This window comes from Thalassospira australica (assembly GCF_000763295.1).
In the GTDB taxonomy this organism is placed as follows: Bacteria; Pseudomonadota; Alphaproteobacteria; order Rhodospirillales; family Thalassospiraceae; genus Thalassospira; species Thalassospira australica.
This window is the reverse complement of record NZ_JRJE01000002.1, coordinates 37823-52016: the sequence shown is the minus strand read 5'-3', so window position 1 is coordinate 52016 and position 14194 is coordinate 37823. Positions and strand designations below refer to the sequence as shown.

Below are 14194 nucleotides of genomic sequence, written 5' to 3'. Positions count from 1 at the left end.
TGGCGACAGACAAAAACAGGCTCTGAGGCAGGCGAAATTGCATTCTGTCCGGTTGCCCTGATCAGAACTTGGGCGTAAACTCCGCGCCGATCAACGAAATGGAGCTTACATGTCCGAGGCTAGTGCATCTCCCGCCATTCCCGAAGATATCGCGAAACTGAGTTTTGAAGAGGCGCTTGGGCAGCTTGAAACCCTTGTGCGCCAACTCGAACAGGGGCAGGTTGGACTTGATGATGCCATTGCGTCATACGAACGCGGTGCGGCATTGAAACGCCATTGTGCGGACAAGCTGCGCACTGCCGAAGAGCGCATCGAGAAAATCACCCTGAATGCGGATGGCCGCCCGTCGGCAACCCCTACCGACATCGAATAACCAGATATTGAATAATCGGAGACCGTCGTGAGTTACGACTTGCTTGCCGGACTAAGTGCGGCGTCTGCTGATCTGGGCGAGACGCTTGACGGGATTTTGCCCCGTGCCAATGGCCAGATTGAACAACGCCTGTATCAGGCGATGCGCTATTCGACGCTGGGCGATGGCAAACGCCTGCGCCCGTTTCTGGTGATAAGTTCTGCCGGGTTGTTCAAGGTATCACGCCGGTCTGCCCTGCGCGTGGCAGCGGCGGTCGAAATGGTCCACAGTTATTCGCTGATCCATGATGACTTGCCTGCGATGGATGATGATGATCTTAGGCGTGGCAAGCCAAGCTGCCACAAGCAGTTTGACGAGGCGACAGCAATTCTGGCCGGGGACGCGTTGCTGACCCAGGCGTTTGAAGTGCTGGCCGATGAGGATACCCATCCCGATCCGCGTGTCTGCACCGATCTTGTGCGTGCCCTTGCGCGTGCGGCAGGACCACATGGCATGGTAGGTGGTCAGATGATCGATCTGGCCGGGGAAGGGCAATCCTTTGATCAGGCGCAAGTCACTCACCTGCACTTGCTTAAAACCGGGCGGATGTTTGCCTTTGCCTGTGAAGCCGGGGCCATTCTTGGCAAGGCACCAAAAAGTATTCGGATGGCATTGCGTTCATACGCCCATGACATGGGGTTGGCGTTCCAGATCAAGGATGACCTTCTGGATGTCGAGGCAAGTTCGGAAGAACTGGGCAAGACGGCTGGCAAGGATGTTGATCAGGAAAAATCCACCTTTGTGAAGTTGCTCGGCCTTGATCAGGCCCGCGATCAGGCCAGCATGCTGTGCGATCAGGCGATCAATCACCTGAATTGCTTTGACGATGAAGCCGAACCACTTCGTGCGGTGGCGCGTTTTGTGGTTGAGCGTGGCCGTTAAATCGGTCTGTACAGTGATGAAGGCAAGTTTGCCAAGTGATGTCGCAGGGAAAGGACACTTCTATTTCAGGCCCTTTATATATTTGGGTGCTCGTGAATATTAGGGGTAAACAATGTTGCTCACCTTAAAATAACTTAATACTCTGTGTTTTGTTATTTTGAGTAGTATGAGGGTGACATGAGTTGGGAAGAGCGTTTTCAAGCTTGGTCGAGAGGCCCTAGTCAGTCAGAAACAGAGCGTTGTGAAAACGCCATTAGAGCGATCAAGGATGCAATTAATGCCAGTGATGCTCTGCGACAACGTAATGTCACCGTGTTTCTGCAAGGATCATATAGGAACCGCGTTAATGTGCGGCAGGATAGTGACGTCGATATCGGTGTTTTGTGTAACTCCGTACACTTTGCAAACTATCCAGACGGAATGTCTGGGAAAGATTTTGGCGTAGTTGATAGCGATTACACTTACGCGACCTTCAAAAGGGATGTCGGTGAGGCTTTGCTAAATCGCTTTGGACCAGAGCATGTTACTTTGGGAAGTAAAGCTTTCGACATAAAATCAAATACTTATCGCGTCGAAGCAGACGTTGCAGCTTTTTTTGAGCACCGCAGATACTACCCCAACAGCAATTACACTTCTGGCGTTGAACTGAGGTCAAGTCACGGTGGGCGGGTTATCAATTGGCCAGAACAGCATTACACCAATAGCACAAATAAGAATGCTAGAAATGCGCGGCGTTACAAAAGAATAGTTAGAATTCTCAAGAAAATTAACTATGAAATGCAAACGAATAACGTTCCATCTTCACAAAATATTCCAGGTTTTCTCTGCGAGTGCCTAGTATGGAATGTGCCAGACAAAATTTTTGATGAGCGTCAGTTTTCCAATATTTTGAGAGACTGTTTAGCTTATTTGTATGAGCAACTTAATATAGAGTCATCCAACGAATGGGGAGAGGTTAGCGAGCTGAAGTATCTCTTCAGTGCAAACCAAAAGTGGACAAAGCAACAGGCAATAAATTTTGTTGTTGGTGCCTACAATTATGTCGGGTTCGGTCAATGAACATGACTATTGTCAAGTCACTGATCTATCTTATCGTTGGAACCTCCGTTTGGGCGTGGATAGGATTGGCGGTTGTCTCCGGTAGCAATTTCAATGGGGTTTGGGAGTTTGTAAAGCTTACTCCCAAAGTTCTAACCATTGATGGCATTGTTGCTTTTGTGATTATCAAATGGGGGTGGAGATATAGGATTTTCAGGCCGTGGCTGTTTCAATTCCCTGATTTAAATGGCTCGTATACCGGTTTTATCTACTCAGATTGGGTCGATCCCCAAACCGGCCGCAAACCAAGTCCAATTCCAGTGCTCCTTACTATCCGTCAGACTTGTTTTTCCATTCATTGCTTGATGCGTACTTCTGAGATGGAAAGTCGTTCTTACTGCGAGGGATTCGATATTGACCCAGATAGGCAGATGAAGAGATTAACCTATACTTACACCAGTAATCCCAAGTTGAGGTTGCGCGAGCGCAGCAAGGTGCATGATGGTACTATGCTGTTCGATATCGTTGAGGGTGAGAAAAACGCCCTCAATGGGCGATATTGGACAGATAGAAAAAGTACGGGAGAAATAGAATTGGAGTTCTATTCTTCTGAATTGCTATCGGATTTCCCAGAAGGCTTTGGTGAACATCCTGTGACCGAGCCACATAATCGAAGATGAGAACAATTGTCGATGTTTTGGGGCTGTCTGTAGCCTGCGCAGTATGATTAAGTTCTGTTAAAAAATTTACATACCGTGGTTTTTAGGAATGTTTTTTGAGTGAGAAGTACACAGCCGGTTTTCGCGACCGGCTGTTTGACAAGGATCCGTTTCCGCTTGCCATCTGGTATCCGGCAATGGAACCGGAAAGTTCGGTGCGCCATATGGGCGTGGCATCCGGCGCGGCGCGCGGGGCGGATTTTGCTGGTGATGGCCCGTTTCCGATGGTTTTGTTCTCGCATGGCTCGGAAGGACATCGGTTCAATCAGTTCTGGTTGGCGGAATATTTGGCACGGCGGGGCTATATCGTCGCGGCCCCGCAGCATCATGGCGATAACTACTTGGATGCGTCCGAAGCGCGGCAATTGGCAATTATCGAGCGCCGACCGCGTGAAATGCGTCTGGCGCTTGATTTGCTGCTGGATCACGCCGACATCAGTGATCATATCGATCGTGACAAAATCTATGCGCTTGGTCATTCGGCAGGCGGGGCGACTGTCCTGAAACTGGCGGGATGGGATTTTGATGCGCAGGCCTGGCAAAATTATTGCAATGTAAATGCAGAAGCCGACAAGGTGATTTGTCAATTCGCGCCATCAGATGATCACATTGATCAGTTACATCAAGCCAATGGCGGGCCGGTAATTTCCGAACGCGATGATCGCATCGCCGCCATCATCGCCATAACCCCGGCCTTTGGGGTTGCTGCCACCGATGAAGGCCTAAATGATGTCAATGTACCGATGCTGTTTATCGAGGCCGATACAGACGAAATCCTGCATGATCATGTCAATGCGGCGCATTTCCGCAAGCTGTTGCGCGGGCGGGCAAAATTCGTAAAGGTCAAGGGGGCAGGGCACTATTCATTCCTGCCGAAATGCACCCCATATATTGCTGAGAATTTCAGCTATTTATGCCGTGATTTCGGGCAGGATCGTGACACCATTCACCGAACGGTCGAGCAAGTCATCCATCGGTTCCTCGATCGCGTAAAAACAGGTGAAATTCAGGGTCGCTAATTCGGTCGAACCCCGCTATTTTACGCAGCTTGCAACATGGGGCCATTCACGTCACCTTGTTGTTGGGGCCCGACCCTAACCAACGTCCTATAAAAACTGAAAATAGAGATCGGAATGAGCACGACCTCCAAGACCCCGCTGCTGGACACCATCAACACCCCTGATGAACTGCGCCAGTTGCAACCTGCCCAGATGAAGCAGGTCGCAGACGAGTTGCGCGCTGAGGTGATTGATGCGGTTTCTGTCACCGGCGGCCATTTGGGGGCCGGTCTTGGCGTGGTCGAATTGACCGTTGCGATCCATTACCTGTTTGATACGCCATCTGATCGGTTGATCTGGGATGTCGGGCATCAGTGCTATCCCCATAAAATCCTGACCGGGCGGCGTGACCGCATTCGCACGATCCGTCAGGGTGGGGGATTGTCCGGTTTTACTAAACGATCCGAATCCGAATATGATCCGTTTGGCGCTGGGCATAGCTCGACCTCGATCTCGGCCGGGCTTGGGATGGCGGTTGCCAACCAGCTTTCGGATGACAAACGCAAAAACGTCATTGCCGTGATCGGCGATGGTTCGATGAGTGCAGGCATGGCCTATGAGGCGATGAACAATGCCGCTGCCACCGACCAGCGTTTGATCGTAATCCTGAACGACAATGACATGTCGATTGCCCCGCCCGTGGGCTCCATGTCGGGGTATTTGTCGCGCCTGATTTCCGGCAAGGGGTATCAGGGCTTTCGCAATGCGGCCAAGGGCCTGACCAAACATCTGCCGCGCCAGATCGAAGAAGCTGCGCGCAAGCTTGAAGAATATACCCGTGGCATGGTCACGGGCGGCACCCTGTTTGAAGAAATGGGTTTCTTCTATGTCGGGCCGATTGATGGTCACAACATGGATCATCTGTTGCCGGTACTTAAGAATGTGCGCGATGCGGATGTTGATGGCCCGATCCTGATCCATGCGGTCACGCAAAAGGGCAAGGGATATGGCCCGGCGGAAAATGCCGCCGACAAATATCACGGTGTTGCCAAGTTTGATGTCGTGACCGGCAAGCAGGCCAAGCCGACACCGAATGCACCAAGCTACACCAAGGTGTATGGCGAAACGCTGGTGAAACTGGCCGAGAAAGACGACAAGATTACCGCCATCACGGGCGCGATGCCGTCCGGCACGGGTGTGAATATCTTTGCCGATCGTTTCCCCGACCGTGCCTTTGACGTCGGGATTGCCGAACAGCATGCGGTGACCTTTGCCGCCGGGATGGCATGCGAAGGATATAAACCGTTCTGCACGCTGTATTCGACCTTCCTGCAGCGCGGCTATGATCAGGTTGTGCATGACGTCGCCATTCAAAACCTGCCGGTGCGTTTTGCCATGGACCGTGCTGGGCTGGTTGGTGCGGACGGGGCGACCCATGCCGGGGCCTATGACATTGCCTATCTGGGTTGCCTGCCGAACTTCGTTCTTATGGCCGCCGCAGATGAGGCGGAACTTGTGCATATGACCACGACCGCCTGGGCGATTGATGATCGCCCATCTGCGTTCCGCTATCCGCGTGGTGAGGGCGTTGGCGTTGAAATGCCGACTGAGGGCAAGGTCCTTGAAATCGGTAAGGGCCGTATCCTGCGCGAAGGTGGCAAGATCGCGATTCTGTCCTATGGCACGCGACTGGCCGAGGCCCTTGTTGCTGCCGAGGATTTGGCTGCACGTGGGCTTCCGGCGACGGTGGCCGATGCGCGCTTTGCCAAGCCACTTGATCATGAATTGATTGCCGATCTTGCGCGCAATCACGAAGTGCTGATCACGATCGAGGAAGGCTCGATTAACGGCTTTGGCGCGATGGTCCTGCAGCACATGGCAGGCCAGGGCTTACTTGATCACGGGCTTAAGGTCCGCACCATGGCATTGCCCGATGCGTTGATTGATCATGACAAGCCGGAAATCCAGTATCAGAAAGCCGGACTTGATGCCCAAAGCATCGTCAAGACAGCACTTGGTGCCCTTGGCATGAGCGAGAACAAGGCACGCGCCTGATCCGGAAGACTGGTCAAAGATTTTGATGAAATGACGAACGCCGCCCTGTTTTGGGGCGGCGTTTTATCTTGTCAGTCGGCATAGATCATCTTGTATGTCATGCCACCATCTATGCGCATGGTTTCACCGGTCATGAACCCGGATTTATCTGCATCAAGCAGGAAGCTTACGGCTTGTGCGATATCTTTTGGTGTGCCGACACCTCCGACCGGATGTTGGGATTTATCGATGTCGCTGTGATCTGGCGTGGTGTGGTCTGCCGATTTCTGCCAGTCGCTTACCTCAATCCAGCCCGGTGCGATGGCATTCACCCGGATGTCGTGTGCAAGGCTGACCGCCAGCGCATGGGTCAGGGCAACGATCCCGCCCTTGGATGCGGCATAGGCTTCGCTATTGGCTTCTGACTGAAAGGCACGGGTTGACGCGATATTGACAATCGCACCCTTGGTTTGGCGCAGGTGCTGTGTGGCGTGTTTGGTCGCAAGAAACACCCCGCCCAGATTGACGTTGATCACGCGCTGCCATTGATCCCATTCAAGATCTTCGATGTTGGGCGCGTGCGGGTCGGCGATTGCAGCATTGTTGATCAGCCCATCTATCCGACCGAAACGATCAAAACATTGCTGAATGGCAAGTTTGATGTCGGCCTCTTTGGAAACATCACCATGGAAGAAAAGGGTTCTGTCCCGTTTGGCTTCGTCAAGCGCGCTTAGCGCCTCCTGACCTGCTTCTGCATCAATGTCAAACATTGCGACCTTCCAGCCATGATCAAGAAGATGGCGTGAAATGCCAAGGCCAAGTCCCTGGGCACCACCGGTTACAAAGACCACACGTGGTGAGGGCACAGACGAATTTTGCATGGATTCCCCTAAGGTCAGGAGCTGTTGATTTGGTGCGAATGATCCGTCAGATTTTATATTTGCGAGATCTGACGTCAAACTCCTTGTGCGTGATAGGTGCGACTTGTTCTGCTTCGTTCCCAAAAAAAATCCGGTCAGAAGCGTTCTGACCGGAAGGTTGGGTCGATGACCCGTGGGTGCTGCGGATTAGGCAGCGGGAGTATGAGAAGGTCTTGACCCTAAGTCGCGGAGGTAAAAGTATCTTCGTATTCTTTGCGCAACTGGGCCTTTTGGATTTTGCCCATGGTGTTACGCGGCAGTTCCTTGATCACCCAGATGCGTTTGGGGACCTTGAATTTTGCAAGCTTGTCCTGGGTGCGCTTGATCAGTGCATCGGTGTCAGGCTGATCACCGTTGGCGGCAACAATCACGCCCGCGACCGCTTCGCCAAAGTCGGGGTGGGGCAGGCCAAAGATCGCGACTTCTTCGACTTCGTCATAATCGGCGATGATTTCTTCGACTTCCTTGGGATAAACGTTAAAGCCACCGGAAATGATCAGGTCCTTGTCACGTCCGACAATGGTGACATAGCCATCTTCGCCAATGGTGGCGAGGTCGCCGGTGATAAAGAACCCGTCATCGCGGAACTCGGATGCGGTTTTTTCCGGCATCTGCCAGTACCCTTTGAACACATTCGGGCCACGCACCTCAAGCACGCCGATCTCACCTGCGCCAAGGGTTTTGCCATCCTTGTCACACACACGCGCCTCGATCCCCGGCAGGGTCGGGCCAACTGCCCCCGGACGGCGTTCGCCATCAAGCGGGTTGGATGTGTTCATGCAGGTTTCTGTCATGCCATAGCGTTCAAGGATTTTATGCCCGGTGCGTTCAAAGAATGCATCATGCGTTTCGGCCAGAAGCGGGGCCGAGCCCGAGACAAACAACCGCATGTTAGCGGTAACATCCTTGTTAAACTGAGGATGGGACAGCAGTCGGGTATAGAAGGTCGGAACCCCCATCAGGACGGTGGATTGCGGCAGGCGTTCGATCACGTCATCAGCATCGAACTTTTGCAGCAAAATCACCTTGCCGCCATTCATCAGCATGATGTTGATGGCAACAAACAGGCCGTGCGTATGGAACAGCGGCAGGGCGTGCAGCAACGTATCGCCGGGTTGGAAGCCCCATGCCTCATGCAGGGTTTTGGCGTTTGACGCCAGATTGTTGTGGGTCAGCATCGCACCCTTGGACCGTCCGGTTGTGCCCGACGTATAAAGGATTGCGGCAACATCGTCCTTGTCGGCATCAACAACGTCGGTCATTGCGGTGGCGGTGGCTGCTTCGTCATTGAGGCTGCCATCCCCGTTCGCACCAAGCGACAGAACGGCTGCAACATTGTTTTCAGTGCCAAGCCGTGCGGCAGCACCGATATGATCCGGGCGGCAGACAAACACACGTGGTGCGGCGTCCCCCAGGAAATAGGCGATTTCATCGCCGGTATAGGCTGTATTCAGCGGCAGGTGAATGGCACCAAGTTGCAGGCAAGCCAGATACAGGGCAATCACATCTGATGATTTGTCGACCTGTGCGGCAACACGGTCACCCTTGACCACACCGTGGGCAGCAAGGACAGTGGCATAACGCCCCGTGCGGTCAAGCAGCCATGCAAAACTGCGTTCGGTTCCGTCACGTTCGATCAGAAACGTGCGGGATTTATCTGCCGGAAAACGGTCCAGAAAGGTTTGAAAAAGATTATCTGACATGGTCATACCTGTTTAAATTCCGGCAAGCTGTGCGACGGATTTCGATGTGGCGATCTTTCCGTCATTCATCAGTGCTTCGTGGTTTTTTTCTATATCATCAAGGTGATAGGCATAATTCACCATCATGCCACCCGCCTGACGCAGGCCCTTTTCGGATGTGTCCCCCAACCAGTTCAGCCGTTCAAGCTGTGCACCATTGCCAAGATGGAAACGTGCGGTGGGATCAAGCGGGGATTTGCCGCGTTTGCAGGTGGCAAGATAGGTCGCACAGAGCGCCAAAGTCGGCTTTTGCAGCTTGGCGACTTTCACCGGATCATTGATCCAGCCCTCTTCGCTTAAGCCGTCAAGCACCTGACCGGCAAGCTGGGCGTCGTTGGCCTTGCTTTTCTGACGGGTGCGCAACCAGCCCATGAAGCCCGGAATGGGCGACAGGGTGGCGAACTGTTTAAGCTGCGGGAATTCACGTTTGAGTTCATCGACAACCTGCTTGATCAGGAAGTTGCCAAACGAAATGCCCTTGAGCCCGGCCTGACAGTTGCTGATCGAATAGAAAATCGCGGTCTTGGCTGTTTGCGGGGCCTTTTCATCAATTTCCGGGGCCAAAAGTGCCTGAACGCTATCGGCCAGACCGTGCACCAGTGCGACTTCAACAAAAATCAGCGGATCGTCAGGGATCGCCGGGTGGAAGAAGGCAAAGCATTTCCGATCGGTTGCCAGACGACGGCGCAGATCTTCCCAGCCCTGAATTTCATGGACCGCTTCGTAACGGATCAGTTTTTCAAGGATGGCGGCTGAGGTATCCCAGTCGATATGGCGCAGTTCAAGGAAACCACGGTTGAACCAGCTGGTCAGCAGGTGCTGCATATCGGCATTCAGCGGTTCAAGATCGCGGTTGTTTTTCAAAAGCCCGATCAGGGTTTCGCGCATATCGACAATCGCGCGCGTTCCGCCCGGGGCCATGTTGATCTTGCGCAAAAGTTCCTGACGCACCGGCTCGGATGCCTGGGTCAGGACCGCCAGATTGGCTTCTGACGGGTCCTTGGCAAAGGCATCGGCGGCTTTGGTGACTTTGGTGCGATCCGCACTAAAGTCATTTTGCATCATCTGAAAGAAGGGAAGGTAATCTTCCTTGCTCAGATTTTCCCAAAGCCGCACCACTTCACGGGCGGCTGCCGTACCACGTGCCTCGCCCTTTTGGGATACAAGGTCCTTGCACATGGCACGGAGCTGCGTGAGCGGTTCCTGCGGGGTGGAAACCGGCAGATCAAGCAATTCCCTTCCGCGATCAGCAATGCTTGAAAGCCAGCTTTTGACAGACATGCCTGACATTAGCGTCCTCCAATAACCGTTTCCGGAAGCCAGGTGGCGATTTCAGGGAAGAAGCACAGAATGACAATCGCCAGGATCATGCACAGAACATAGGGGAACGCGCCCTTGAGGATGCTCTGCAAACGAATGTCAGGCGCGATGCCATTGATCACATAAAGGTTCAAGCCAACTGGCGGCGTAATCAGGCCGATTTCCATGTTGATGGTCAGGATCACGGCAAACCAGTAGGGATCGAAACCGGCATTGATGATCACGGGCAACAAGATCGGCGCGCTCATCAGGATCACGGCAACCGGCGGCAGGAAGAAGCCGCTGATCAGCAGGAACACATTGATGAAGCCCATCAGGACCCAACGGTTGACCTCAAGTGCTGAAATCCACTGTGCAATCGACTGGGTGATGAACAGCGAGGACAGCATGTAGCTAAACAGGCCGGCAGCGCCGATGATCAAAAGGATCATCACCGACTCTTTGGTCGTGTCACGCATCACGTTCCAAAGCTGGCCCGGCTTCCACATGCGATAGACAATCATCGCCGTGATCAGGCAGAACAGCGCCCCGACACCAGCCGTTTCCGAAGGCGTGGCAACGCCACCATACAGGGCAAACAGAACCGCACCGATGATGACAAGGAAGGGCAGAACACGCGGAAGGATTTCAAATTTTTCCTTCCAGCTATATTTGACGACACCAAGGGCGGCCTGGGCATTGCCCTGGCGCCAGGTCGAATACAGCGACCATGCCATGAACAGCGCCGTCACCAGCAGACCGGGCAGAAGACCGGCAAGGAACAGCCGCCCGATGGAAGTTTCGGTCGAGATGCCATAAACAATCATGGTCACACTTGGCGGGATCAGGATGCCAAGTGTCCCGCCTGCGGCAATCGAGCCAGCCGCAACGGTGTCAGGAAAGCCCCGTTCGCGCATCGCCGGGATGCCCATCTTGCCGATCGCGGCACAAGTAGCAGGCGAGGAACCGGACAAGGCCGAAAAGATCGCGCAGGCGCCAAGGTTTGAAATCACAAGCCCGCCCGGAACACGGGTCAGCCAGCGATCCAGAACCGAATACAGGTCCCCACCGGCCCGCGAAGATGCGACAACAGCCCCCATCAGGATAAACATCGGGATGGCAAGAACTTCAAAACTTTCGAGTTTGCCAAACAGGATTTCTGGCAAAAGCGGCAAAGACCCTGTGCCATCAAAGATGACGATAAAGCCGATGCTGACCAATAAAAGGCCAATACCCACCGGAATGCCGGAGAAAAGAACAAGGGTGGTCGCGATGCCAACGATGGCCGCAAGAAGCAAGGGATCCATGGTGCGGCCTCCTTTAAGATGCGTCTTTGTGCAGATCGAACGGGGTCGACCGGCGGGTGATCAGGGACAGGAAATCGGCAAGGAACTGCAGGAACAACAGGCCAAACCCAATCGGCAGGGCCGAGAAGGGTTTCCACAGCGGAACCGCCCAAATGGTTTCAGATAGCCAACCGCCTTCGTAGGCTTCGATAACAAGTTCAAGACCGTAAAAAGCAAACATCGCAGCGATTGCCATGCCCAAAGTCAGGGTGACAATCGCAAGCGTCATGCGTGCGCCGCGTTTGAGATAAAGCGGCAGTAGATCAACATTCACATGACCGCGCAGCAACTGCACATAAGGCAGGCCAACAAGTGTTGCGCCAATCATCAGGAAAATCACAGCTTCTGTCTGCCAGACGGTCGAGTCATTAAGGACATAGCGCATGAAGACCAATTGACAGATGATCAGCATGGCAATGGCAAACATCGATGCCGCAGCCACACCACAGACGCGCGATGCGAAATGAATGGTGTCGATCACAGGGTCAAGCGGGCCTTTGGGCCGATGAGACGTGTGACGGGAATCTGAATTAGGATCGTCGATCGGTTCGACATCGGGCGGGGGCGGCATATCTGATTTAACGGAATGCGACGCACGTGGCCCGCTTAAGAAATCATCGGGCAGATCAATTGGAAGTGGGTGCGGGGACATGGCGTTCGACACGCGCTTACTCCTCTGACGGAACCGTAGTTTAGTCGTGTTCGGGAAATGGGTGGTGCCGGATTGCCCGGCACCACCATCACATCAGGGATGGATCACTTAACAGAAAGCGCCAGATCCAGAAGTTCCTGACCGTTCGGGGTTTCTTCCACGAACTTGGCATAGGACGTTTTCATGGCAATTGCCTGCCATGCTGCAAAGTCCTCGTCAGAAAGATCGGCAATTTCAACACCGGCTTCCTTGAATACTTCAACGCTGTCAGAGTCCTGTTTGCGGCCTTCGGCGGTGTAATAGGCTTCCGCCACCTTGGCTGCTGCGGCCAGTGCTTCTTTCTGTGCGTCGTTCAGTCCGTCATAGCTTTTCTTTGACATCAGGACCGGCTGATACATGAACCACAATGCATTGCCTGCAGCCGGGGTGTAGCATTTAACCTGCTCATAGATACGATAGGACACAAAGCTTGAAGAGCTGGTGTTTGCCGCATCAAGGACGCCGGTCTGCATGGCCGGATAGATTTCCGAGCTTGGCATTGCGGCGATCGAACCGCCGGCACCCTGAAGCATCTGCTCAAAGGATTTACCTGCGGCACGGATCTGCATGCCTTTCACATCGTCAGGCTGCTTGATGCAGCCCTGGGTCGAGGCAAAACCACCAGCAAGCCAACCCTTGGCGACGGTGACAACACCGTCTTCATTGAGCAGCTCTTCGATTTTATCCATGAACGGGGATTCGTTGATGCGGTTGGCATGGTCGTGGTTTTTAACCAGTGCCGGCATCAGGGTCAGGTTAGTTGCAGGAATACGACCACCGGCATAGGCCAGCGGATAGACAATCATATCAAGCTGCCCGCGCGTCATCGGGGTCCACTGTTCCTTCGCCTTGAACAGGGAGCCGGATGGGAAAATCTGGATTTCCAGATCAACATCAGCCGCTTTGACTTCGTCGGCAACAATCTGTGCGACCTTGTGACGGATATCGCTGGTCGACCACTGGTGTGACAGCTTGAGCGTTTCGGCCCCGGCTGAGGTGGACATGCCAAAGGCGGCAACAGACATGGTAATGGCGGCGACGGACGCCGTAAGAGTCGTTTTAAAAGTCTTCATCTTTTCCTCCCGGATGAAGCATGCGTTTTGAATGCATTGCGACGGCTTTTGCGCGTCTTTTTATTGATGCGGTTTTCGCATTGGTTAAAAGCGTTACAGATTTCTGGCATTCTGTCCATGCAATTTTGTATACCAGAAATACATTTTGCAGTGCCACAAGTCCGCGTGGCAGTATTGGCCTGGAAATCGCAGAAAACGGCGGGTGAATTTTTGCATCGCAGCACGAAAACCTTGCGAAGCAGCATCGAAAAGGCTTTGATTGGTACCAGATTATATGTTCTGGTATACCAGTAAGTGTTGATCAATGAGGGCGCAAATGTCGCAAAACGGAAAGCTTGCCACCGATCTGGTACAGAAACTTGAACGCGATATTGTGACCGGCGTGCTTAAGCCCGGCGATAAACTTGATGAACGTTCGCTGAGTGAACGATTCGGTGTGTCGCGGACTCCGGTGCGCGAAGCATTGCAAACGCTTGCCGGGTCCGGCCTTGTGGCGACCATGCCGCGACGCGGGACCATTGTCGCGTCGATCACTGTTGCCGAACTGATCGAAATGTTCGAAGTCATGGCGGAGCTTGAGGCCATGTGTGCCCGTTTGGCCGCACGTCGTATGCCGCGCGCTGATATTGAAAATCTGATTGCGTTGTCTGAAGACTGTAGCGCGCTTAAGGATCACGCGGATGCCGATGCCTATTACGAGGCTAATGTCTGCTTCCATGAAGCGATCTATGCCGGGTGCCGAAACAGTTTCCTTGAGCGCCAGACAAAAAATGTGCGCAACCGTTTGGCGCCATATCGCCGGTTGCAGTTGCACCGTCCGGGCCGTGTAAAAACATCAAACAATGAGCACGCAGATATCCTCAGCGCAATTTCCAATGGCGAGGCCGAGGCGGCAGGAAAACTGATGCATCAGCATGTCGCGGTTCAGGGCGAATCGCTTAATGATCTTCTGGCGATTGTACCGCGCGGATATCTGGAGCCGCTGGCAAGCTAGGCTCAGGACCTATTCCACACAATTTCCGTGACCAAACGCGTGACCT

13 protein-coding genes are annotated in these 14194 nt (G+C 53.5%); 7 read left to right on the top strand and 6 right to left on the bottom strand.

The window, feature by feature from the left end:
• Window positions 1-109: 109 nt before the first annotated feature.
• The 6 genes from JF44_RS0100985 to dxs all read left to right on the top strand — a co-directional run bounded on the left by JF44_RS0100985 (window position 110) and on the right by dxs (window position 6104).
• The gene (locus tag JF44_RS0100985; RefSeq protein WP_033067095.1) at window positions 110-373 is read left to right on the top strand and encodes an exodeoxyribonuclease VII small subunit; all 264 of its coding nucleotides are present in this window, start codon (window positions 110-112) and stop codon (window positions 371-373) included.
• A 27-nt stretch (window positions 374-400) separates the two neighbouring features.
• Complete coding sequence (locus tag JF44_RS0100980; RefSeq protein ID WP_238318341.1) at window positions 401-1294, top strand: polyprenyl synthetase family protein; 894 nt, start codon at window positions 401-403, stop codon at window positions 1292-1294.
• 177 nt (window positions 1295-1471) lie between these two features.
• Window positions 1472-2353, top strand: coding sequence for a nucleotidyltransferase domain-containing protein (locus JF44_RS0100975; RefSeq protein ID WP_033067093.1), 882 nt, complete (start codon window positions 1472-1474; stop codon window positions 2351-2353).
• Window positions 2350-3012 carry a Cap15 family cyclic dinucleotide receptor domain-containing protein gene (locus JF44_RS0100970; protein WP_033067092.1) on the top strand — a complete coding sequence of 221 codons (663 nt, stop codon included), beginning with the start codon at window positions 2350-2352 and terminating at the stop codon, window positions 3010-3012. The genes JF44_RS0100975 and JF44_RS0100970 overlap by 4 nt, the downstream gene beginning before the upstream one ends.
• Window positions 3013-3107: 95 nt before the next feature.
• A complete protein-coding gene (locus tag JF44_RS0100965) occupies window positions 3108-4070 on the top strand; it encodes an alpha/beta hydrolase family protein (RefSeq protein ID WP_033067091.1) in 963 nt (320 codons plus the stop codon).
• Window positions 4071-4184: 114 nt separating this feature from the next.
• On the top strand, window positions 4185-6104 hold the full coding sequence (gene dxs / locus JF44_RS0100960) for a 1-deoxy-D-xylulose-5-phosphate synthase (protein ID WP_033067090.1): 1920 nt from the start codon (window positions 4185-4187) through the stop codon (window positions 6102-6104).
• 71 nt (window positions 6105-6175) lie between these two features.
• Here dxs and JF44_RS0100955 read toward each other — a convergent pair whose 3' ends face one another.
• From JF44_RS0100955 to dctP, 6 genes are all read right to left on the bottom strand, one after another.
• A complete protein-coding gene (locus tag JF44_RS0100955) occupies window positions 6176-6964 on the bottom strand; it encodes an SDR family oxidoreductase (protein ID WP_033067089.1) in 789 nt (262 codons plus the stop codon).
• Window positions 6965-7182: 218 nt separating this feature from the next.
• A complete protein-coding gene (locus tag JF44_RS0100950; protein ID WP_033067199.1) occupies window positions 7183-8706 on the bottom strand; it encodes an AMP-binding protein in 1524 nt (507 codons plus the stop codon).
• 12 nt (window positions 8707-8718) lie between these two features.
• Complete coding sequence (locus JF44_RS0100945) at window positions 8719-10035, bottom strand: malonyl-CoA decarboxylase (RefSeq protein ID WP_033067088.1); 1317 nt, start codon at window positions 10033-10035, stop codon at window positions 8719-8721.
• Window positions 10035-11351 (bottom strand): TRAP transporter large permease, encoded by a 1317-nt coding sequence (locus JF44_RS0100940; protein ID WP_033067087.1) that lies wholly within the window; start codon window positions 11349-11351, stop codon window positions 10035-10037. Before JF44_RS0100940 ends, JF44_RS0100945 begins: the two co-directional genes overlap by 1 nt.
• Before the next feature lie 13 nt (window positions 11352-11364).
• The gene (locus JF44_RS0100935) at window positions 11365-12054 is read right to left on the bottom strand and encodes a TRAP transporter small permease (protein WP_033067086.1); all 690 of its coding nucleotides are present in this window, start codon (window positions 12052-12054) and stop codon (window positions 11365-11367) included.
• 92 nt (window positions 12055-12146) lie between these two features.
• Window positions 12147-13154 carry a TRAP transporter substrate-binding protein DctP gene (gene dctP, locus JF44_RS0100930; protein WP_033067085.1) on the bottom strand — a complete coding sequence of 336 codons (1008 nt, stop codon included), beginning with the start codon at window positions 13152-13154 and terminating at the stop codon, window positions 12147-12149.
• A gap of 316 nt (window positions 13155-13470) precedes the next feature.
• Here dctP and JF44_RS0100920 point away from each other — a divergent pair, with 316 nt between their 5' ends.
• Window positions 13471-14148: a GntR family transcriptional regulator gene (locus JF44_RS0100920; RefSeq protein ID WP_033067083.1), complete on the top strand. Its 678-nt coding sequence runs from the start codon at window positions 13471-13473 to the stop codon at window positions 14146-14148.
• Window positions 14149-14194 lie beyond the last annotated feature (46 nt).